At 56.0% G+C, this 22,382-nt stretch carries 19 protein-coding genes and 1 pseudogene; 7 read left to right on the top strand and 13 right to left on the bottom strand.

Translation table 11 applies throughout. The features are described 5' to 3' along the window. Window positions 1-7: 7 nt before the first annotated feature. Complete coding sequence (locus ACEN93_RS02895) at window positions 8-1,168, bottom strand: outer membrane beta-barrel protein (RefSeq protein ID WP_039768571.1); 1,161 nt, start codon at window positions 1,166-1,168, stop codon at window positions 8-10. A 37-nt stretch (window positions 1,169-1,205) separates the two neighbouring features. Continuing rightward, window positions 1,206-1,742 carry a transcription/translation regulatory transformer protein RfaH gene (gene rfaH, locus ACEN93_RS02890; RefSeq protein ID WP_039768569.1) on the bottom strand — a complete coding sequence of 179 codons (537 nt, stop codon included), beginning with the start codon at window positions 1,740-1,742 and terminating at the stop codon, window positions 1,206-1,208. Between the two features lie 603 nt (window positions 1,743-2,345). On the opposite strand from rfaH, the gene ACEN93_RS02885 reads away from it, so the two are divergent. Next, entirely contained in the window at window positions 2,346-3,323 is a 978-nt protein-coding gene (locus ACEN93_RS02885) for an NAD-dependent epimerase (RefSeq protein ID WP_495611016.1), read from the top strand. A 27-nt stretch (window positions 3,324-3,350) separates the two neighbouring features. On the opposite strand, the gene tspO is transcribed toward ACEN93_RS02885, so the two are convergent. From tspO to ACEN93_RS02850, 7 genes are all read right to left on the bottom strand, one after another. After that, window positions 3,351-3,806 (bottom strand): tryptophan-rich sensory protein TspO, encoded by a 456-nt coding sequence (tspO, locus tag ACEN93_RS02880; RefSeq protein WP_085745856.1) that lies wholly within the window; start codon window positions 3,804-3,806, stop codon window positions 3,351-3,353. Between the two features lie 58 nt (window positions 3,807-3,864). After that, window positions 3,865-6,810 (bottom strand): PAS domain-containing hybrid sensor histidine kinase/response regulator, encoded by a 2,946-nt coding sequence (locus ACEN93_RS02875; protein WP_495611015.1) that lies wholly within the window; start codon window positions 6,808-6,810, stop codon window positions 3,865-3,867. Between the two features lie 158 nt (window positions 6,811-6,968). Next, window positions 6,969-8,507, bottom strand: a complete 1,539-nt coding sequence (locus tag ACEN93_RS02870) for a cryptochrome/photolyase family protein (protein WP_495611014.1) — start codon at window positions 8,505-8,507, stop codon at window positions 6,969-6,971. Window positions 8,508-8,517: 10 nt separating this feature from the next. Continuing rightward, entirely contained in the window at window positions 8,518-9,060 is a 543-nt protein-coding gene (locus ACEN93_RS02865; RefSeq protein WP_495611013.1) for a DUF3833 domain-containing protein, read from the bottom strand. A 459-nt stretch (window positions 9,061-9,519) separates the two neighbouring features. Then, complete coding sequence (locus ACEN93_RS02860) at window positions 9,520-10,503, bottom strand: LLM class oxidoreductase (protein WP_221397376.1); 984 nt, start codon at window positions 10,501-10,503, stop codon at window positions 9,520-9,522. A 508-nt stretch (window positions 10,504-11,011) separates the two neighbouring features. Continuing rightward, a complete protein-coding gene (locus ACEN93_RS02855; RefSeq protein WP_039768563.1) occupies window positions 11,012-11,374 on the bottom strand; it encodes a response regulator in 363 nt (120 codons plus the stop codon). Window positions 11,375-11,398: 24 nt separating this feature from the next. Further along, window positions 11,399-12,844 (bottom strand): ATPase domain-containing protein, encoded by a 1,446-nt coding sequence (locus ACEN93_RS02850; RefSeq protein ID WP_166742306.1) that lies wholly within the window; start codon window positions 12,842-12,844, stop codon window positions 11,399-11,401. Window positions 12,845-13,365: 521 nt separating this feature from the next. Here ACEN93_RS02850 and ACEN93_RS02845 point away from each other — a divergent pair. Genes ACEN93_RS02845 through ACEN93_RS02835 form a run of 3 tightly spaced genes read left to right on the top strand, consistent with a single transcriptional unit; the run spans window position 13,366 to window position 16,453 of the window. Continuing rightward, a complete protein-coding gene (locus tag ACEN93_RS02845) occupies window positions 13,366-14,187 on the top strand; it encodes an ABC transporter substrate-binding protein (RefSeq protein ID WP_495611012.1) in 822 nt (273 codons plus the stop codon). Further along, window positions 14,184-15,029 (top strand): amino acid ABC transporter permease, encoded by an 846-nt coding sequence (locus ACEN93_RS02840; RefSeq protein ID WP_085603571.1) that lies wholly within the window; start codon window positions 14,184-14,186, stop codon window positions 15,027-15,029. The genes ACEN93_RS02845 and ACEN93_RS02840 overlap by 4 nt, the downstream gene beginning before the upstream one ends. 35 nt (window positions 15,030-15,064) lie before the next feature. Then, window positions 15,065-16,453, top strand: a complete 1,389-nt coding sequence (locus ACEN93_RS02835) for an LLM class flavin-dependent oxidoreductase (RefSeq protein WP_495611011.1) — start codon at window positions 15,065-15,067, stop codon at window positions 16,451-16,453. Window positions 16,454-16,978: 525 nt separating this feature from the next. On the opposite strand, the gene ACEN93_RS02830 is transcribed toward ACEN93_RS02835, so the two are convergent. From ACEN93_RS02830 to ACEN93_RS02815, 4 genes and pseudogenes are all read right to left on the bottom strand, one after another. Then, a complete protein-coding gene (locus ACEN93_RS02830) occupies window positions 16,979-18,079 on the bottom strand; it encodes a low temperature requirement protein A (RefSeq protein WP_495611010.1) in 1,101 nt (366 codons plus the stop codon). Window positions 18,080-18,237: 158 nt separating this feature from the next. Next, window positions 18,238-18,765, bottom strand: a complete 528-nt coding sequence (locus tag ACEN93_RS02825; RefSeq protein ID WP_495611009.1) for a DsbA family protein — start codon at window positions 18,763-18,765, stop codon at window positions 18,238-18,240. Between the two features lie 11 nt (window positions 18,766-18,776). Next, window positions 18,777-19,319, bottom strand: a complete 543-nt coding sequence (locus tag ACEN93_RS02820; protein ID WP_103385245.1) for a redoxin domain-containing protein — start codon at window positions 19,317-19,319, stop codon at window positions 18,777-18,779. Between the two features lie 32 nt (window positions 19,320-19,351). After that, window positions 19,352-19,633: pseudogene (locus ACEN93_RS02815) on the bottom strand (TolC family protein); the annotation flags it as partial. A gap of 348 nt (window positions 19,634-19,981) precedes the next feature. On the opposite strand from ACEN93_RS02815, the gene ACEN93_RS02810 reads away from it, so the two are divergent. From ACEN93_RS02810 to ACEN93_RS02800, 3 genes are all read left to right on the top strand, one after another. Continuing rightward, window positions 19,982-20,281: a hypothetical protein gene (locus ACEN93_RS02810; protein ID WP_495611008.1), complete on the top strand. Its 300-nt coding sequence runs from the start codon at window positions 19,982-19,984 to the stop codon at window positions 20,279-20,281. A 128-nt stretch (window positions 20,282-20,409) separates the two neighbouring features. Further along, window positions 20,410-20,775 carry a histone-like nucleoid-structuring protein, MvaT/MvaU family gene (locus tag ACEN93_RS02805; protein WP_039768520.1) on the top strand — a complete coding sequence of 122 codons (366 nt, stop codon included), beginning with the start codon at window positions 20,410-20,412 and terminating at the stop codon, window positions 20,773-20,775. Between the two features lie 232 nt (window positions 20,776-21,007). Then, window positions 21,008-22,324, top strand: a complete 1,317-nt coding sequence (locus ACEN93_RS02800; RefSeq protein WP_495611007.1) for an APC family permease — start codon at window positions 21,008-21,010, stop codon at window positions 22,322-22,324. The last annotated feature ends 58 nt before the right edge of the window (window positions 22,325-22,382 follow it).

Genomic DNA, 22,382 nt, shown 5'->3' with positions numbered 1-22,382 from the left:
GACCCTCTTAAAGGCTGACGTTGAAGCTGATCTGGAACACGTTGCGGGTGAAGCTTTCGTTGTCGGCATCGGAATCGTTGTCGCGATATCGATAACCCAGTTCAATATCCAGCCAACGGCGCATGGCGTACACCACGGCCAGGTTGTAGTCCTGAAGATTGTCGGTACGGCTTTGGCCTTCGTAGACATAACGCCCGTAGCCGGCCTGTGCCACCGTGGTGATCCGTTCGGTCCAGCCGTGACGCCAGCCGACCTGGGTGAACGTGGACTTCACGGCATCCGCGCCGTCGTCACCCTCGGCGAGGGCCTGGCGAGCGACGAAGGTGAATGTCGAATAGGTCCGCGGTTTCCATTGCAGATCGACTTGCCAGGTCGGGTTGTCGAGGTCTTTGGATTCGCTGTTGTCGAAGTTCTTTTTCTCGTAACCGACGCGGACTTTACCCGTCGTGCGTGCCGTGAAATCCCATACGGCACCGGCCATGACGGCGTCGGATTTACTGCTGCGCGGGCTGTTGGCCTGCTGGTAATCAAAGTCGGTGTGGTTATATTCCACCAGACCCCGGGTGTTGCTGCCGATGCGGTGATACCAGGTGCTCGTCAGGGCAGTGGTATTGCGTTCCTTGTCGTCGTTGATGCCATCGGCGTTGTCGTAGCGCAGTTGTGCGTAACTGGCCCCGAGATCGATTTGGTTGTCAGCGCTTTTCGCCCCGAAGGTGTAGAGACCGCCCACCCGTTTGTTGTTGAGCTTGTCGTTGATGCCTTCGACCGCCGTCGATTCCGTGCGCTCCCATTTCCGGTACTCGGCGTCGAGCTTCAGACGATGCCGGTCAGTGAACTCCATGATGCTGTCGGCACGCACGCGTTGTGCCGTGTTCGAGGCATCCGACTCGTCGTGATAAATGTAGCGAGTGGGTTGCCAGATCAGTCGCGTGGCACTGTTGCGATCCTCGGCCTTGAGCTCGAAAGAAGGCGCCAGCTTGGTGACCATGGAGGACTGTTTGCTGTTTTCCAGTTCGCGAAAGTTGTCGTCATAACTTTCTGAAAACAGGAACGATGGCGTGAAGTCGAATCCATACACATCAATGGCTTGCGGATTGATGCTCCAGGCCATTTCGGGATAGAGACAGGCCATCATCAGCGCGACAGGGCATCGTGACTTCAAAGCCATGTTATAGCTCCTGAGCAAGGGCATATAAGGCAAGTCGTTAGTTGTAGGGGTGAAAACCGGCTTGTTGTCGTTCAATCACGCTGAGTGGCAGGCAGACCGGCTGCTCACGGTTGAGAAACTGCAGGAGGATCATCACGCGGTCGGTTCCGTGCAATCCGAGGAACACGCCCTCCAGTGGCGCGAGCGGGCCGCTGACAATCTGTAGATTCTCTCCGGGTTTCAGCGCTTCATCCGGCCCCGACGTCATTGATTCGATGCAACGCGTACGCAGATGCTCGATGACGTGCTCAGGCACGGTCGCGGGACCATGATTGAATTCGACAAAGCGACTGACCCCTCGGGTGGAACGCAAGGGTGCCCAGTTGTCGTCACGACTGAGCTGGATGAACAAATATCCAGGAAAGAGGGATTCGTGCACTCGCTGGCGTTTTCCGCGAATAATGCGCTCGCTGACGAGTTGGGGATGAAAGACCACGTAATTCTGTTGAAGCAGATTGAGATGAGCACGCTCATCCTGACGTGGCTTGCATTGCAAAAGGTACCAATTTGGGTGGTCCGAGCTGATGACTGGCATGCTGGTAAACTCTGTAATGATCGAAAGTTTATGGCAGGCAGAAGCTCTATTGAGGGCTAAGTAAGGGCAGTCAGCGAAAGTGCTTTTTTATTATGGGTTATTGAAGTGTTTCAAACATGAATCACAAAGTGTTTCATTGGTGTGCATCGAGCAGTGAAGTTTCGCTCTGTTATGCGGCACCTCTGGAGGAGTCATCGGTTCAACTTTTTAGAGGGCAAAGCTACCGCACGGTCTGTTCATGCAGGCTTAAGGTTAGGTAACTAAGTAGTTGTCCCTGAAGCGACAGGGCGCGAGTAAGTAACTGCTCGCGCCCTGCAAAAAATCAACCTTGGTAGTTATCGGCCAGTCTTTCTGGTCTGTCAAACGTTAGCAGTCAAAAAACACGCCATCCATCCAGTAATGCTTTTGCCGATGGATAACTAACTGTTTTTTAATGACTTATTCTTTTGGCTGAACGGTAGAAACTTTTTCTGCCTGTTATGGTCGCGACTATTATTTAGATCGAAAGCTTTCCCCACTATTGGGTGCTGTTATAAAACCTGGACTGAATAAGTCATCCAGCGCTATAACTTATCGCCTGTCGGCTTGTGTGGAGCAGGGATTATGACCGTTCTTGTTACAGGCGCTGCGGGCTTTATCGGCTATCACGCGGTCAAACGATTGGCGCAGCAAGGCCAGGAAGTTGTCGGTATCGACAACCTTAACGATTACTACAGTGTGGATCTCAAACAGTCGCGGCTTGAACAGTTGAGCAGTCTGCAGAGTTTCAGTTTTGAAACACTGGATATTGTCGACAAGCCTGCCTTGATGGCGTTATTCAAAGCGCACGATTTCACCGAGGTGGTGCATCTGGCCGCTCAGGCGGGTGTGCGCTATTCGCTCGACAACCCGGATGCCTATGCGCAATCGAACCTGGTGGGGTTTCTGAATGTGCTGGAAGCCTGCCGACATTATCCGCCCGCGCATCTGATCTACGCGTCGAGCAGCTCGGTATACGGGGCCAACAGCCAGTTGCCATACAGCGTCGATGATGCGGTCGAGCACCCTGTCTCGCTGTATGCCGCCACCAAGCGCGCCAATGAGCTTCTCGCCGACAGCTATTGCCATCTCTACGGCTTGAAGGCCAGCGGCCTGCGCTTTTTCACGGTTTACGGGCCCTGGGGCAGGCCGGATATGGCGCTGTTCAAATTTACCGAAGCCATTCTTCAGGGACGACCGATCGACATCTACAACCAGGGTCAGATGGCGCGGGACTTTACTTACGTCGATGACGTTGTCGAAAGCATCGTCCGCCTGTGTCTGAAACCGCCAGCGCCGGAGAAGGAGGCGAGTGGCGTCAACCGGATTTTCAACCTGGGGCGCGGCAAACCGGTCGCGTTACTGGATTTCGTCGACTGCCTCGAACAGGCACTGGGCATAAAAGCCCAGCGCAATCTGTTGCCGATGCAGGCCGGCGATGTCATCAAGACCTGGGCTGATGTTTCGGCATTGGAACAATGGATCGGGTTTTCTCCGCGAGTGGAAGTTGCAGAGGGTGTGGCGCAGTTTGTGAGTTGGTATCGCCAGTACTATCGAATTTGAGCGGTGCTTCATGCGCCTGGAGTACGGTCATGAGCCGAGACCCACCCGGTTGTTGCGCATGATCGAAAAATTAAGCGCCGCAGCAACACACAGCCAGGCCAGATAAGGAAACAGGATCAACCCGGTGATCACATCCAGGCGCAGGGCCAGGACCACCATCACGGCGACGACCAGCCACAACAGTACGAGAATAATCATCGCGGCAACGATCCGCTGCGCGCCGAAAAACACCGGCGTCCACAGCGTGTTCAGGGCAATCTGCGCCGCCCACAACGCCAGGACCATTTCGCTGCCGGGAATCATGGTCAAGCGATAGCCAACCCAGGCCAGCAGCAGATAAATCGTCGTCCAGGCCACCGGAAACACCCAGTTGGGTGGCGTGAACTTCGGTTTGTTGAGCTGCGCGTACCATTGGCCGGGCTTGAAAACCATGCCGGTGGTTGCCGCCGCACCGCACGCGATCAGAAAAATCAGGAAATTCACCATTTCACACTCCTTGGCCGCAGCCCGTTTGCCTGGTTTGTTCCGCCGCAGCGGTCGTTCATTCGGATCTTGAGCACATCAGTTCACTGACCCGCGCCACCAGCGTATCGACCGCGAACGGCTTGGTCAGCACCTGCATGCCCGGGCCCAGTTGGGCGGCGCCGATGACTGCGTTCTCCGCGTAACCGGTAATGAAGAGGGTCGTCAGGTTCGGGCGGATCTCCCGGCCGGCGTCGGCCAGTTGCCGGCCGTTCATGCCACCTGGCAGGCCGACATCGGTGATCAGCAGGTCGATATGCACGTTTGATTGCAATACTTTCAGCCCGGCAACGCTGTCGCCTGCCTCAAGCAAGTTGTAGCCGAGATCGCCAAGCACATCGGTCAGCAGCGCGCGCACCGTGGGTTCGTCGTCCACCACCAGAATGGTCTCGCTGGCCTTGGGCACCACCGCCGGTGCGATGTGCTTGTCATCGTGGCTCTGCACGGGATCGCCACGGTGACGAGGCAGGTAGATGCACATCGTGGTGCCCCGGTCGACCTGCGAGTGCACGCGCACCTGGCCGCCGGACTGTTTGGCGAACCCGTAGATCATCGACAAGCCCAGCCCCGTGCCCTGGCCCAGCGGCTTGGTGGTAAAGAACGGGTCGAAGGCCTTGGCGATGACATCGGCCGACATGCCGGTGCCGGTATCGGTGACGCACAGGCACACATACTCGCCCTCGGGCATGTCCAGCGCGCCGGCGATCTCGGTGTCGACGATGCGATTGGCCGTCTCGATGGTGATGCGTCCGCCATCGGGCATTGCATCGCGCGCGTTGATACACAGATTGAGCAGCGCGTTCTCCAGTTGACTGGCATCGACCAGCGTTGGCCAGAGCACGGGCGAACCGATGGTTTCCAGGAGAATGCTTGGGCCCACGGTGCGCTGGATCAGCTCGGTCATGCCGGTCATCAGTGTGTTGACGTCGGTCGGTCGTGGATCGAGGGTCTGGCGTCTGGAGAACGCCAGCAGGCGGTGGGTAAGGGCGGCGGCTCGCTTGACCGCGCCCTGGGCGGTCACCATGTACTTGTCGACTTCGTTCAAACGGCCCTGATTGATCCGCGCGCCCATCAGCTCCAGTGCGCCGGAAATGCCGGCCAACAAGTTGTTGAAATCGTGAGCGAGGCCTCCCGTCAGCTGGCCGACCGCTTCCATCTTCTGCGACTGACGCAGTTTTTCCTCTGCCTGCATCAACTCGGAAGTGCGCGATGAAACCCGTTGCTCGAGGGTGTCGTTGAGCGAACGCAACGCGGCAAGAGCCCGGTCGCGCTCCGCCTCGACGGTGCGCCGCTCCTCGACGTCGATCAGCACGCCGGGAAACCGCAGGGGAACTCCGTCATCTGCACACTCAACGCGTCCGTTGGCTTCGATCCACTGGAATCTGCCGTCCTCGCGCCGTACACGGTACTGGTGGGAATAGGCGCCCCCACGGCCAATGGCTTCGTCGATTGCCATGGTCAGGCTATCGCGGTCGTCGGGGTGCACGCTGGTGATGACTTGTTCGAGGCTGAGGCCTTCGCGCCCCAGTGCCGGGTCGAGGTTGAACACCTGAGCGAAGCCTTCGTCGATGGCAAAACGGTCGGTCAGCAGGTCCCAGTGCCAGGTGCCGATGATGGCGCCGGCGGCAAGGGCCAGTTGCACTCGTTCGACGTTTTCCCGGGCAATTGCCTCGCTGGCGCGCAAGCGTTCCTCGGCGGCGCGCCGCTCGGTGACGTCGTTGAACAGGATCGCGATCTGCCGGTCGGCCGGATCGCCGACCCGCACCGCGCGCACATCGAACCAGCGTTCAAAGGTATTGGCGTAATTTTCGAAGTTCGCCGGTTCCCCGGTCTTGGCCACGTGGCCGTAGGTTTCGAACCAGAAGCGTTCAAGATTGGGCGCGAACTCGGTGACCCATTTACCGCGCAGGTTGACCCCGCACTGGCGCTCGAAGGCCGGGTTGGCCTCGACGAAGTAGTAGTCGACAGGCTCGTCGTTGGCGTCGAATTTGACTTTGACGATGGCAAACGCCGACTCGATGGTTTCCAGAATGGTACTGAAACGCTCTTCACTCCGGCGCAACGCCGTTTCGGCACTGCGCGAGCGCGTCAGGTCAAGCATCGCGCCGATCATGCGTTCGGCCTGGCCGGCGGGATTGCGAATCAAGTGGCCGCGATCGAGCACCTCGGCGTAGGAGCCGTCCTGACAGCAGAACCGATACTCCGCGCTCCATGTCGTGCCGTCGCCTTCGATGGCGGCGCGGATCGATGCCTGCACCCGCGCCTGATCCTGCGGATGGATCCGCGCGAATCGCCAGTCGCCACTGGGATCAACATTCTCCAGCGGGAACCCGTACGCCTGTTGCAACGCCTGGTTCCAGATGATCTGGTTGGTTTGCAGGTCCCAGTCCCACACCGCATCGCTGGTCGCCATGACGGCCAGTCGATAGCGTTCTTTTGTTTCGATGATGGCGCGCCCGTAGAGATGCTCCTGAGTACGGTCGCGGAGTATTTTCACGAAACCCAAGTGAGTCTGGTCTGGATCGTAAAGCGGCATCAGCTCGCCAGAGGCCCAGAATCGCTCGCCGTCCTTGCGCAAATGCCATCGCTCATCGTAGGCACGGCCTTCGACAAGGGCGCGCTGCATTTCATCTTCTACACGGCCGGCAGCGCGGTCCTCAGGTGTGAAAAAGCAGGCCGCGCTCTGGCCGCGAACCTCTTCGGCAGACCAGCCGAGCACGTTGGTCGCGCCGCAGTTCCACTCGGTGATGTACCCGGCAAGGTCGGTGACGACCATGGCAAAATCCACGGCACTTTCGAATACCGCCCGCTGCCGCGCTTCACTGCGGGCGAGCGCGGCTTGACTGGCGTGCAGTCGCGCCGTGATGTCGCGCTCAATGTCGACTTCATTGCTCTGCAGCGCGGCGCGTAATCGCTTGACCTCGCATTCGAGCGCTTCGCGACTAAGGTGTTTGAGGGTGTCCATCTCACCTTCTTGGTCAGGTTTTTCATGGGGTGGGTAAGCCCGTCAGGTGCAACCATCAGCGCGAAGCGGTGTGGCTCTGTGGTTGCTCATCCGTTGACAGGTTGCGTCGTCGTTAAGTTTCACTGATGAAGCAAGGTCGCTTCGGGTGAACGCTGATTTCAAATCGAATCGCCGTTATCCAGGCGCGCCAACAGTGCCTGGCCGCGTTGCCAGAGTGCCTGTTGCCTGGTTTGCGGCATGCGGTCGAGGTTCTTGTACATCATGCTCATGCGCTGATTGCCGCGCAGCAGCTCACCGTGGCGCATCAGGAAATGCCAATACAGCGCGTTGAACGGGCAGGCATTGTCTGCCGTGCTTTCGCTGACCTTGTACGCGCAGCCGCGGCAGTAATCCGACATGCGATTGATGTACTGGCCGCTGGCGCAATAGGGTTTGGAACCGAGATAACCGCCATCGGCGTGCATGACCATGCCCAGCGTGTTGGGCAGCTCGACCCAATCAAAGGCGTCCATGTAGATCGCCAGATACCACTCGCAGATCTGGCTCGGCGCGATGCCGGCGAGCAGGGCGAAGTTGCCGGTGACCATCAGCCGCTGAATGTGATGCGCATAGGCATGCTGCAGGCTTTGCCCGATGGCCTGGCGCATGCAGTTCATCTGCGTCTCACCCGTCCAGTAGAACTCGGGCAGCGGCCGGCTGTTGCCAAAAGAGTTGCCCAGCGCGTAATCCGGCATCTTCAGCCAGTACACGCCCCGCACATATTCCCGCCAGCCAATCAGTTGCCGAATGAAGCCTTCGGCGGCATTGAGCGCAACGCTGCCGGCCCAGTACGCCGACTCCACATCACTGCAAATTTGCCGCAAATCCAGTAGGCCAATGTTGAGCGCTGCGCTGATGCGCGCATGAAACAGGAACGGCTCGTCACTGGCCATGGCGTCCTGGTAATCGCCAAACCCCGCCAGGCCATAATCGAGAAAGTAAGCCCAGAGTGCCTGTGCATCGGTATGGGTGACGGGGTAGTTGAAGTCATCAAGCGCACCGTAGTGCTGGCTGAAGCGCGCCTTGACCAGTGCCAGCACATCGAGGGTGATGGCGTCGTTATTGAAGCGTACCGGGTAGGGCGCTTTGACGCCTTTGGGCAGGGCCTTGCGATTCTCGGCATCGAAGTTCCATGCGCCGCCCACTGGTGAACCGTCGCCATTGAGCAGCAAGCGGCTCTTGCGCCGCATCTCACGGTAGAAAAACTCCATGCGCAGCTGTTTCTTGCCCTCGGCCCAGGCGGCGAACTCTTCGCGACTGCACAGAAAACGCGTGTCGGCGTGCCAGTGAATCGGCAAGCCGGATTCCTTCATCGAAAGCTCCAGCCGCCAGTCGCCACACTCGGTGATGTGCACTTGCTCGGCCTGCAACAGCGCTTGCCAGCGATTTAGTTCACCCGGCACCGAGCCGCTGTTTTGCGGGTCATCCAGGGTCACGTATTCAACACGTATGCCTTGGTCTCGCAACGCCTGGGCAAAATGGCGCATGGCGCTGAAGATCAGAGCAATCTTCTGTGGATGGTGGGGCACATGGCTGGCTTCTTCCATGACCTCGACCAGCAGCACCGTATCGCGCTCCGCATCGAGTGCCTGTAAGGAAGCGAGGTCGAAGGACAACTGGTCGCCCAGGACCAGGCACAAGCGGCGGGTAGTATTCATTTTTTGCGGTTCATTGGCTTGCTTCGGTGCTCTGGCGACGGAAGAACAAGGTCACCTGGCCGACCTCCACGCCGAACTTGGACATGCGGGTGCGGTTGATCAACGTGTCCTCGTCCATCAGGTACATCCAGTCGTCCATGCTCATTTCATAGGTCGAATCGTCGACCGGTACGTTCAGCCGATAGCGCCAGTGAAATGTGTTGCCCGCCACCTGGCCTTGGGCAACGCCGACTACATCGCCGGCGCGACCGCTCCAGCGTCCCTGGCCCTCGGGCGTCAATGTCCATACGCGGTGCTGGCGGGTGCCATCGCTGTACAGAAAGCGCTCGTCGAGAATCAGGTTGTTGCCTTCGCGACGGCTGACGATATTGACTTCGAAACGCTTGGTCACTTCGCCGCTGCGCTTCTGAAACATTCCCCAGGCCTTGACGGGCTGGCTGAAAAACCGATGCAGATCCAGGGCTGGTTGTTGATCGGCATAACGGGCGACGTCCACGCTGGTGCAGCTTGCGATGCTGAGCATCAGTGTCAGTAACAGCAGTAATCGCGTCATTGCCTTACTCCCTGATTGCAAAGGTGTCGAAGGCCAGGTTCGAACCATTTGCTTGTACGGTGGGCTGGACATGTACAGGTTTATCGTTTTCCCCGGCTGGTCTTGACGCTCGAGTTTTGACGACGTCAACGAGAGTCTTACGGCGATGGCCGGCTTTTTTTTCCTCGCGGCAGCGCTGTACGTGAGGGCAAGCCATCGCTAAATAGTTGTACGTAGTTGGATGGTTTGTACAGGTATAAATCAAGATAGGCTGAAAAAAACCATCTGACAATACTTCTTCCCCCACGCAGGGCGCTTGCTGCGCCTTAACGCGATGCCGAACGTTTTGCCCTGGAAACAGCGGTTGGTCGGTCTGCCGGGCGAGCGCTGGTACTGGGCAATATCCAGCGCAGTGAACGCCGGACCGTGAGGCGCAGGATGCTCAGTGAGCATCCTGCGGGGATAGGAGTGGCCGACAGATCAATGCGCTGTCGGACTTGGCTGTGCACCGAATTGCGCAATGATGTGAGTACCCAGCTCCTCAATAACCTCCGCTGCCGGGCGCTTTCCGTATTTGAGATTCAGGATGACGTGATCGACGCCGATTTCCTCAAGCGACTCCAGCAAAAACCGCAAATGGTAGCGCCCGAGTTTGAACCCCAAATGAATGCGAGCGGGTGGCGTGGACGGGTTTTCATCAAGGTCGATGTAAAGCGACTGAGTGAAGGGCTTATAGACGGAACCACATTGCTTCGTGACCTCCAGCCGCCAATCTTCCACGACCAGTCTCTGCATGTTCGGTATGCGTGGATAGTTGATCCATCCGTTGCTTTCGCGCGCGATCCAATCCAGTGACTGACGGCTATTGCCGGTCACGAGCATTGGAATGAATTGGGTGGTCGGTTTCGGAATCAGATCCGCGCCGCGCATTTCCCCGGCGCTCCAGTGGATGGGTTCGAAACTGGTGCTGTGGGCTCGGCGAATCACCGCGTAGTGCTCGCGAAAGATATCCCCGCGCCTTTCGGGATCGACGCCAAAAGCCGAGAACTCCACCGGGCGGTCGCCGGACGCCACCCCAAGAATCAAGCGACCTGCGCTCAACTGATCGACGCTGGCTGACGCCTTGGCCGTGTGCAGGGGATGGTGCAAAGGGATGGCGATGGAGGCGGTGCCAAGCGCAATTTCCGATGTATGGGCGGCCATATAACCCAGGTAGACCCAGGGGTCGAAGACTTGGCCGACATCGCCGAATCCGGGATCGCGAAGCGGCACGTCACGAAACCAGAGCGCGCTGAAACCCAATGCCTCGGCCTGTTTCGCCAATGCGACCTGGTTGAGCATGCTCGGCGTGTCGCCGTCGAAGGCCTCCATGGGAAAGAACAATCCGAGGCTCAAATGCCCCGGCGTGAAGGTTCGGCTGAACCCTCGATGCTGCTGATAAGGAATCGTGCTCGGCCGATACATACTGATTTTCCTCAGTGGCAGAACGTGAACAGCGCCCCGTTGCCAGAGGTGCTGCGGCATCGGTCGCTTGGGAACGACAGGTGGGGGGACTGAGTGCAGCTTTGCCCATTGCGCCGTACTGCCGGTCGGGTGGACCGGATTGAGGAGCCAGTTGCTGGCGATATGCGCGGGCAGGTCCGGATGGGTGATAAGCGGACGGTAAAAGGAATCATCTCCCGGCTCGATACCGTCAACTCGGAAACGGGCCCAGAGGTTACCTCATCAGCGTAGGCGGTATTGCCGTGTTGCGCCATTGTGCCTCGCACATCGTGGGAGACCTTTGCGACTTCAACCGATCACAAGCAGGTGGCAGGATTACGATCCATCGAGTCCCACTCGACATGACTTCGGTCATTGGGCGAATCATCAATGAATCTCGAGCGGTTCCAGCAAAGGGTGATAGCTGCATGCCATGAGGCATGCAGGGCCGAGCGGGCAGGTTCAGTCTTGGAGATGGATTCAATCCGTTTCAATTTGCAGCCAGCAGTCGCCTGGCGGTAGCAAGGATTGAATCGATATTGAAAGGCTTTTCCAGGACAGCATTGAACAAGTCCGATCTCTCCATGCCGAGGTGGGCTTGCGCGCCGCTGATCAGAATGATGGGCAAGAGATGCGCTGAGGGCAGGGCGCGGACGGCCGTGGCGAATTCGAGTCCGTCCATTACCGGCATCATGAAGTCGGTAATGATCAGGTCAGGGCGCTCTCGCTCAAGTACCTCAAGCCCTTTTTTGCCATTGCTGGCCTTCACGACCATGAAGCCTTCATCCTCCAGCGCAAAGCCGAGAATGTCAGCGATCAAATATTCGTCGTCGACAACCAGGATGGTGGTCATGAGAATGCAACCTGAATAGAAGACCTAGGAAAATGAACCTGGCAGGGCTGCAGGATTAGGAACTGGCGGTTCATTTCTTGAAGCCTTTTTCAGATCAACGTCCTGGTCACGGATGACCACTTCAAATCGCGAAGGGTCATAAGAGCTATCTCTGACTTTAAGAATGGAAATGGTTCTGCTTAGTTCAGAGTCATTCTCGAAGAACCGCATCAGCATCAGATTGTCGACGATGCTGGACAGGTCAGAGTTTGGTGAACTGATCTCGGAGCCGAACAGATCTCGCATCTCCCAAGAGGCAAACACGGTCACGCCCCTGGAACGTAATTCGTTCATGAGGGCACTGTAAAAGTCAGTAATTCGGGCTGGATTCGTCGAGACGCGCGTCATGCCGCTAAGGCTGTCGATGAATAAACGCTTGATGCCCTTTTCTTCGACGATGCTCAGCAACCTTGAGCCCAGGCCGTCCAGGAGACCTTCGGTGGTCGGTTGCCACGCGATGCTCAACGCACCGCTTTCTTCCATGCCTTTGATGTCGATTCCTAGTGACTGGCCCTTCAGGCGTAACCGCTCCGGGCTTTCATAAAAGCCAAAATGCAGGCCCGGTGCCTTCACCGTCGACTCACCCAGGAATTTAAGACCTAGGGTTGTCTTGCCTATTCCTGACGGGCCCATGACCAGCGTCACGCTGGAACTGTGCAGCCCGCCACCCAGTATCGTGTCCAGAGAATGTATACCGCTGGGGATGCGCGTCATGTTGGCGCTGTCGGGCGAAGAGGGGTGGCTGTAGAGGCTTTCCAGGCGCGGATAAACCACCAGACCGTTCTCGGTGATTTCGCACTCGTGAAGCCCGGTCAGTGCCGCGCTGCCCCGGGTTTTACGCAGTTGAATACGACGCACCGAGCGGGTGCCATAAAGCTCCTCTCCCATTTCGATCACGCCATCCACCATGGTGTGCTCGGGGCTGCCGTCATCCAGTCGGGAACTGGTGAGAAACAACACGGTGCATCCAGCAAATGCAGCGTGCCCTTGCAATTCAGAGATGAACTTCTTGGTGTCGATGGGCGAGTCGGCTTTAGAGCGTGCGTTCAGCAAGCCGTCGACAACCATGACTGTGGCCTTCTGGCGGCTGATCTCACGCCTCAGCAGTTTTACGACTTCATCCAGACCTTCATTTTCCAGCGTATCGAATGCGCTGACGAACTGGATTTCAGCGCCAACTTTGGAAGCGTCGTAAAAGCTCAAGGTGGACAGAAACTGAAAAAGCCGGTCATGGGATTCGGCAAGCAGTGTCGCTACCAGAACACGGCCGCCGTTGCGCGCATGATGGAATCCAAGTTGGTTGGCGAGGATCGTTTTGCCCGACCCTGGACGCCCCTGAATAATGTAGGAAGCGCCTGAGACCAATCCGCCCTTGAGCAGAGCATCCAGGCCTTCGATTCCACTCTGAAGGCGATTTAACTTTTCCACTATGCGACCCTGATCTTGAAATCATGCTGTTAAACCGAATGTACGGGATGCTAACGCCATTTGTGTGCCGGAGCTATCTGCACTTCACTGACGTTTCAGGCAGCAGTGCCGGTAAAGCTATTCATTCGCCGCTGAACATGCGTTGGAGCAGCAACGCAACTTACTCAACCTGGTTGCACACTCTTTTCCACCCTGGGCGGCTCCAGCATTGTCAGCGGATGAACTACGCTCCTGAAACAACCCCCGCAGATTGAAGAAAACAGTACAAAGGGTCGATATGACCAGAAGGCTGGAGGGAACCAACAGGCCATTCTTCAGGATCCGGTTTTCCTGATGTTCATTGCCCGGAGTACGCTCTGTGAGAAACCAGCAGCGATGAGCCTTGGAGATGAAGGCTTTGCCTGATGCTGGCGGCTGGATTTCATATAGCCTAAGCGTAGCTTTTTATTCCTAAAACGAAGTACATATTAATTTTATAGTGCGTTTTAATCTAACCAGGCATTTCCTGATTGGAGCATTCGCACTTGAAGATCCCCACACATTTGACACTTGGCCTGGCGCTCGCCGTCAGTTGCGCGGCAGCCTTCGCCGGGCCCACCCTCGATCGCGTGACGCAAAAAGGTGAGCTCACGGGTGTCCTGATGGAGAGTTACCCGCCGTTCTCTTTTCTCAATGACCAGAACCAGCTCGACGGCTTTGATGTGGATGTCGCTAAAGCTGTGGCCGAGCGCCTTGGGGTCAAGCTGAAACTTGAAACGCCTTCCTGGGACGTGATTGCCGCGGGGCACTGGAACGGTCGATACGACATCTGCGTGTGCTCGATGACACCGAGCAAGGCGCGGGCCGAAGTGTTCGACTTCCCCGTGGAGTATTACCAGTCACCGGCGGTGATCGTGGTCAATGCGAAGGACAAGGACATCGTCACTGGCAAAGATTTGTCCGGCAAAAAAGTCGGTGTGATCAGTGCCTCGACTTATGAGGCCTATCTGAACAAGGATCTGGTCATTGAAGGTGCCGAGGACAAGCCGTTGAGCTATCCGTTCGACAATGTCCAGATCGCGCCTTACGACAATGAAACCGTTGCCTTCCAGGATCTCGCACTGGGTACTGGCGTGCGCCTGGATGCCATGGTCACCAACCTCATCACCGCGCGTGAACGCATCGCTCAGGATCCGCGTTTCAAGATTGCCGGAGATCCACTGTATGCCGAACCGAACGTCGTGGCGGTCGAAAAAGGCGATGCGCAATGGAATGCGAAAGTCACCGAGGTCATCGCACAACTCAAGACTGACGGCACGCTGAGCAAAATATCCCGCAAGTGGATCGGTTCTGATATCAGCCAATGACAGCCATTAACCCGCATCCGGCCAAAGCGGCTGTCAGCCCGCAAAAGCAGCCGCCACTGACACGTCAGCTGTTCGGTTTTCGCACGCGCCTGTATCTGACGTGGGCGGCGCTGTCGGGTCTGGGCGTGTGGTTTTTCATGCGCTTCGATCTGAAGTTTTCGATCATTCTGGAAAAGTGGCCAAACCTGGTCGGCCTGCATCTGGGCCCGAACGGGTTCTTGCAGGGCGCCGCGCTGACGATATTCCTGTGTTTCTGCTCGATCTGGTTTTCGTTATTGCTGGGCTTTGTCACCGCGTTGGCCAGGCTGTCGAGCAGCGCCGTGGCGTTTGGTATCGCCAGCTTCTACGCCTCGTTTTTTCGCGGCACGCCACTGTTGATCCAGATCCTGTTGATCTATCTGGGGCTGCCGCAGTTGGGTGTGGTGCCAGGCGCAATCAGCGCCGGGATCATCGCGCTGTCGCTCAACTACGGGGCTTATCTCAGTGAGATTTTTCGTGCCGGCATCCTCGCGGTTGCCCCAGGTCAGCGCGAAGCAGCCGCCGCACTGGGCCTGAGGCCGGCCGCGACGTTCATCCATATCATCCTGCCGCAAGCCATGCGCACGATCATTCCGCCGACCACCAGCCAGTTCATTTCGATGCTCAAGGACTCGTCCCTGATTTCGGTCATGGGGGTTTGGGAAGTGATGTTTCTGGCGCAGTCGTACGGGCGCTCGTCCTACCGTTACATTGAAATGCTGACCACCGCAGCCGCCATCTATTGGCTGTTATCCATCGGTCTCGAACTGATCCAGCATCGCCTCGAACGCCATTACGGCAGAGGCTTCAAGCATCAGCGCTGAGCCATTCCGTTGAATGATTTCTTGCAGGAACCAAGATGTCCGATCCTAAACCTCTGCTGTTTGCACTCTATGAACAAGCCAGCGTCGGGTGCGGCGGTGCGCCGAGTCTGTGGACGCACCCGGCTGACGAACGCCTGGCGATCAACTCGCTGGGCTACTGGTCAAACCTGGCGCGGATTGCCGATCAGGCGCACCTCGATATGTTGTTCTTTGGTGATGTGCTGGGCTTCTACGATGTGCTGGGTGGCAACGCCGATGCGGCAGTGAAATGGGCGGTGGAAGCACCGGCCAACGATCCGTTGATGATCATTCCAGCGTTGGCGGCCGTGACGGAAAACCTGGCGTTTGGTGTCACGGTGACCACCAGTTATGAACACCCGTTTACCCACGCCCGGCGCTTCAGCACGCTTGATCACCTCACCAATGGGCGAGTGGGCTGGAACATCGTCACCTCTTACCTGTCCAGCGCCGCCCGCAATTTCGGGCTGGAGCAAATGATCAAGCATGACGATCGCTATGAACGCGCCGAGGAGTTTCTCGATGTGGTGTACAAACTCTGGGAAGGCAGTTGGGCCGACGACGCCGTGGTTGCCGACAAGGCCCGCCAGCTGTATGCCAGAGGCGAGCGGGTGCGACCGATCAATCATGAGGGTGCGCACTATCGTGTCGCCGGGCCGCACCTGACCGCTCCGTCCCCGCAGCGCACCCCGTTGCTGATTCAGGCGGGCTGGTCGGGACGCGGTCGAGAGTTCGCCGCCAAGCATGCGGAACTGATCTTCATCGCCAAATCCAACCCGCAGGAAATTCGTCAGGGCCTGGAAGACATCTGGGCCCAGGCTCAGGCGCGTGGGCGTCAACGTGAAGACGTGAAATCGTTGACGGTGTTGCGCATCGTCACGGCCAAAACCGAAATCGAAGCCCAGCGCAAATACGACGAGCTGCAAAGCAACTATCACTTGCAGGCACAACTGGTCAGTTACGCCGGCGACACCGGCATCGACATCAGCCGCTACGCTGACAGCGATGCGCTATCGACGCACACCGAGGGCCTGACCTCTTACGTGATGCACCCCGATGGCAGTGGCAAGCCGCTGACGGCGGGTGATGTGAAAAAGCGCTTCGCCAGTGTTACCCGTGGCAGCGACCTGATTCTCGTCGGTACACCGCAGCAAGTCGCCGAGCGCATCGAAGAACACGCGCGAATTTCCGGCACCAGTGGCTACATGCTCAACCCGTTGATCAGCCCAGGCAGCCTTGAGGACTTTGTCGAACTGGTGATTCCCGAACTGCAAAAGCGTGGGCTGTACCGTACTCAACCGCAAAGCGGCACCTTCCGTTCGCGGTTACGGGCAGATCACTCCAGCCACCTGCCTGACTCGGCCTATGGGGCTTCGTTCCGCTTCGACAAGGCGCTTTATGGCTGATGGCAGGCGTTGCCGGCGAACACCAGCCACCATTGATATAAAACTGTTGAGCCGTTTGCGAATCCACGGTGTAGGTATTCGAAGATTGTGTTGTCATCCAACTAGCTCCTTAGAGGACTGATGGGGGCTGTTAACCGCAGGGACGGAGGGAGGTCAGAGCAACGCCGGGGCACCGGTATATCGGGTGCCCTGTGGTTTGAATAAGCTAGCAAAAGGGCTCAGTCGAAATATGCCGTTCTTGAAGTCGGCAAGGGATAATCTGCTGTATCTCAGGGGCTGACGTTGCTTCTGTGCGATCGAGCATCAAAGCTGATAGTCAGGTATTACTCACATCGATATTTTTTCATGTCTAAACTTGCCGAATTCCGCCAGCTCGAAAAACACCTCGCCGAACAGCTCTAGGCCCTCGAAGCCCTCAAGGGCGTCTGGCTGTCATTGACGATCCCGACAGCCTCGACGTGATGCCGACGATGTCTGTCAGCAGAACTGATGCACCTGCGAGCTCCATGCTCGAATAATAAACATTTAACGATATCTGAAATTCAACAAAACATAACAGATCATGGTTGCTGTTAGTCCGATCAATATGTACTCGATGCGGGGCAGGAATATAACCAACCCACCTAGAGAAAACACGATCAAGGTATTTTGTAGTATGTATTTCCTTATTTTAGGTACCGCTATGAAGTAGCCATATTGCTTGCCTAAGAAAAACAAAGCCATGCCGATGATTGACGCAATCTGGAAATCGCGCATCGCAATGTCATTCAAGATCGCATGCCTGATCAAATTTGCGAGAAGTGCCAGACCCACAAATAGAAAAAGGTGCGAGTAGATTAAGGAGTGTCCACTCATGCTGCTTTCATTTTTGCTCAACAAGTAAAAGCTATCGAAATATATCCACCATATACTGCAGATCATGATGAATCCGGTGATTGCTGCCATCACATTATAACGATCCCATTGAATGTCAGATAACCCTCCAGAAAGGCTAATTACCGACTCGCCCAATAAGATGAGGGTGAGTAAACCTATTCGTTCAATCAAGTGTTCTGTATGTGCGGGCAATGGCTTTAGCTTACCCCAAGAAAATAAAGGGAGCAGAATATCAAGAAAAATCCCAATGTAAGCAACGATGTAACGCATGGGTGGTTCATAAAGAATGGATGAAAGACTAACAGCTGCGCTAACTAACAGGGCGAAGCCAAGCCTGGAGGAAAATTCGCTACGATGATCGAATTTATTTATGGACGAAATGTACATAATACTGATGATGGCACGTATGCCAAAATAGCAGGCAATAACAAGCGCATAATTGACTTCCAATTCTTCCCCAATCCGTGCAGACAGCACAATGAGCAACAACATTATAAATAATGTTGCCAAGCGGTGAGGATTGCTATCTGTATCAAACCTATTTGAGTAAATCGTGTGGCTGGACCAGATCCACCATAATGGAACAAAAAGCAGTAAAAATGTCCATAATTGCTCCTGTTCAAAATGGCCGTGATGAAGATGTCCGAGAGTGTGCGTAACCTTGCCAATTGCAACAACAAAAATCAGGTCAAAAAACAACTCTAACCATGTGGCGTGTCGATTCTTTTCATAATACTTCAAGGATTTCATTCGCTGCTGGCTCCGTGTTGGCGATCTGTATATGGCCAAATGGCGAGTGCGCAGCAGCGAGCCAATTGGATCGGGCAGATGCTGCAGTTCAACAGCCGTACATGCCGCCTCGATTACGGTGGGGAACTATCAGGCGAATTGACTATCCGGCCATTTCGTCAACTCACCAACGAACGCTCAATCATCTGACTCATTTCGGCGAACTCTGGAACCCCGTCATAGCGAAGCCCGTCAATGTAAAACGCGGGGGTGCCGTTAACGCCGCTGCGTACGCCGCCATTAAAGTCGGATTTTATTTTGGCCAGGTAAGTGCCTTCCTGCAGCGCAACATAAAGTTCTTCACTGGAGAGACCGTGTTTTAGAGCGATGGCCCGAAACAGTGGCATGCCCAATCGATCCTGATTTTCATACAGTTCGTCGTGAGCCTCCCAGAAGAGTCCTCGACTCCCTGCATATTCAGCGGTGACGGCTGCACTCATGGCGTGCGGGTGGGCGGTGGTCAGGGGAAAGTTACGGAACACGAAGAGCAAATCGTTGTGAAAACGCTGTTGGAGATTTTTGACGACCCAATACGCTAAACCGCAATAGGGACATTCATAATCGCCAAATTCCACCAAGGTGACCTTGGCATGCGCGCTTCCCTGGCGATGGTCGTTGGCACTTACCGGCACTTTGAGAGTGGCCATGTGATCACCTGTTAATTTTTGGTTGGCGTGCTTTGTGGTGCATTCGCCAGCGCATCCAGCGCATCCAGAATGCCGTCCGCCCCTGGGTTGATTGCCATTGGTGAGATGTAGCTCCAGGTGATCACTCCCTCCTTGTCAATCACGAACAGTGCCCGCTTACAAACTCCCAAATGGGAGTCGTACGCTCCATACCGTCGCGCCACAGCTCCTTTGGGCTCAAAATCGGCCAGCAGGCTGAAGTGGAAATTCCGATCTTTGGCAAATGCCTGATGACACCAGGCGCTGTCGACTGAGATGCCCAGGAGCGTCGCACCGTATTCTCTGAATGTGGGAAGCAACTGGTTGTACAAGGTCAGTTGATCGCCACAAACCGAACTCCAATCGGCGGGGTAAAACGTCAGTATCACGGGATTTCCCTTCAGCTCGCGTAGCGACAATTGCTGATCGGGAGTCGCATACAGTAAGAAGTCGGGCGCTACGGTGCCGGCTGGCAGCGGCTCCTGAACCAGGTCGTCTTTCGTTTCCTCTGCATCGCCAAATTCTGAAGTGTTCATTGCTTTAGCCCTGATAGATAGGAGTTTGGGGTCTACTCAGGGGGGATGCGACTTGCCCGGCGGGGATAGCTCCATCCACCATCAAGGGATTTATAAGAGGCAACGCTGCCACGATCTCAGCCTGAGCCTGAGTGTTTTCGGCAGCAAGACGTTCATATTCCGCGTCCAGAAGCACGACGACGCTCGCCGTGCTTTCGCGGTATTGAATTGAGGGCCAGGTGGGGAGAGCAGCGACAGGATTCGCTCTGGCTCACCAATGACTATAGTCGCTGTTGTCGCTTGTCGTAGTCGCTAAACGCGTTTTCGGTTTCCTTGGCAAGGCCTCGCGCTCTCGCTCTGTTGCCATACACCTTCGCCGTAAACGCCTGGTCATCTCATTACTGATCGATTCGCCTCTGCGAATTCGCAGATCAAAGCGTTGCTCGATCACTCTGGTGATGCCATAGCCTCAATTGCTGATGAGTGGGTGATTTACCACTGGCGGTATTTCTGATCATGAAGTCGATGTTTTTTACTGGTTTGGCTGAGGTGCAGGAAGGGCTGGAAGCGGACGAACGGGATGGTTTCGTCATCATCGGAAATCGCAGTGAACTGCCTTCACTTGGAACGACCCCTGGGCCCGTAAGTCTATGTGTATCTACTCATTGGTAAGGTACAGCGCAATGGATAAGACAATCACTGTCGATCAACTGGCTACCACCGACCTCAGACCAATCAACGAAATATGGCTCGGCGAAACTCATACTCAACGTTGCCTATGGCGAGGTGAACAAGTCTTTACGCACGAGATGATGAGTGAGGGCACCCACGATCAGAATATCCAGCGCCTGTGCCTGCAGCTGGTCGACCCTGACGATCAAGCCGCAGTTGCCAGCGTTGAATTGATGGTGCGCGAACAGCTCAAAAGGATAGGGAAAGAAGGTGAGTTTTATCCGGCTGAGGAGGCGGATACTCATCGATAAGACATTCACAGGGAATCAATTCAAGGCCTGTTGAGGCTGTCCAGGTAAAGACCCAGCGCCAGTCCTTGTAAGTGCGGTCCGTGATTTATGGTGTAACCTTCAGCTATTACCCACATCGAGATTTTTTCATGTCTAAACTTGCCGAATTCCGCCAGCTCGAAAAACACCTCGCCGAACAGCTCCAGGCCCTCGAAACCCTCAAGGGTGATGCTGGCCTCAAGAAAGAAATCGAGTTCGAAACGAAGCTGCGCGACTTGCTCGCAAAATACGGCTACAGCCTTAAGGACGTGATCAACCTGCTTGATCCGCAAGCAGGTCGTCGCGCTCCAGCCGCCGGGTCCAAAGCCGGCAGTCGCAAGCCTCGCCAGTTGAAGGTCTATAAAAATCCGCACACTGGGGAAGTTGTTGAAACCAAAGGCGGCAATCATAAAACGCTGAAGGATTGGAAAGCAGAGCACGGCTCCGACACTGTGGAGTCCTGGCTGACCAAATGATTTTGGTTTGAACACAAAAGGGCCTGATTACGGCCTTTTTTTGTTTTCGATTTTTAGCTACTTGAGAGGAATTCCATAACTCTAATCAGGGTGTAAGTGAGGCGCCTTTTACTTGCACCCTGGCAAGATATGTGAACTTTAGTGATACGCGAATTTCCATTGCTTGAGAGTGGAGCCGCCTGACTTCCAGCCCGGTAATCGGCCCTCCGAACCTCAAGTCAGGAAGTAGATCGTGAAGACCTTGCCCTCCAAGACCTCCCTGCGCCGGGCCGTTACCGGCCCGATGCTTTTTCTATTTATTCTCGGCGATGTGCTCGGAGCGGGCGTTTATGCTCTTGCCGGGACAATTGCGGGGGAGGTGGGTGGCGCAATATGGATGCCGCTGCTGATCGCTCTTTTTTTCGCGATGCTTACTGCAGGTTCCTATGCCGAGTTGGTGACAAAATATCCCCACGCGGGCGCCGCTTCGGTTTTCGCCGAGAAAGCGTTCGGGTCACCGCTCATTTCTTTTCTCGTGGGTTTTTGCATGCTATCTGCAGCTGTCACGAGCGCTGCGGGTTTATCGCTGGCGTTTGCGGGTGATTACCTGGCGGCGTTCATCCATGTACCACCCCACATTTCAGCCTTACTGTTCCTTCTCGTGATCGCACTACTAAATGCCAGGGGAATCAAAGAATCCTTGGGAGCCAACCTGGTGATGACAGTCATTGAGCTGTCAGGCCTTCTTTTGGTCGTTGTTGCCGCCGCTTGGTATTTGCGTACAGGTGATGCAGATTTGGGTCGCAGCCTGGAGTTCAAGCCGGGAGTCAGCCCGGTGTTAGCCGTTTTGGGTGCGGCACTGATCGCCTTCTATTCTTTTGTAGGATTCGAAACATCCGCCAATCTTGCAGAAGAAATTCGAGACGTTCGAAAGGTTTACCCCCGCGCATTATTTGGCGCATTGCTGACCGCCGGAGTCCTCTACATGGCGGTCGGTGTAGCTGCATCTTCCGTACTGCCCATGGAAAAACTGGTTGCAACCTCTGCTCCTCTTCTTGAGGTGGTTCGGGCGTCAGGTTTGAACATCCCGCCTCGCGTCTTTGCCTTTATTGCATTGGTCGCGGTAGCCAACGGTGCACTTCTAACCATGATAATGGCCAGCCGCCTTACTTATGGCATGGCCTGCCTTGGACTTTTGCCGAATGCCTTGAGCAAGGTGCTGCCTCAACGACGCACCCCGTGGATAGCAGTGATCGCTACCACCCTTGTGGCAATCGGGCTCACGCTGACGGGGACGCTAGCCACGCTCGCTGAAACGGTCGTCCTGCTCCTGCTGTTCGTATTTCTCAGTACCAATTTGTCCGTGTTGATCCTGCGCCGTGACGAGGTTGCGCAAGATCATTTTCGAGTACCTACGTGGGTTCCGCTACTTGCTATCGTCTCGTGCCTGGTACTGCTTAGTCAGCAAAGTCTGGAAACCTGGATGCGTGGAGGCGCGCTGATCCTGACAGGCATGCTGCTTTTCGCCTGTGCAAGAGTGGCACTGCCGGCGCCAGTGGAGCCTGGCTAGGCTTGTAAGCGCTTTCCCTGTCTACCGCAGCGTTAACTTGGCTACGTCATACAAATGC

Source organism: Pseudomonas sp. Pseusp21 (assembly GCF_059492145.1).
This window is presented reverse-complemented; position numbering and strand designations above follow the sequence as displayed.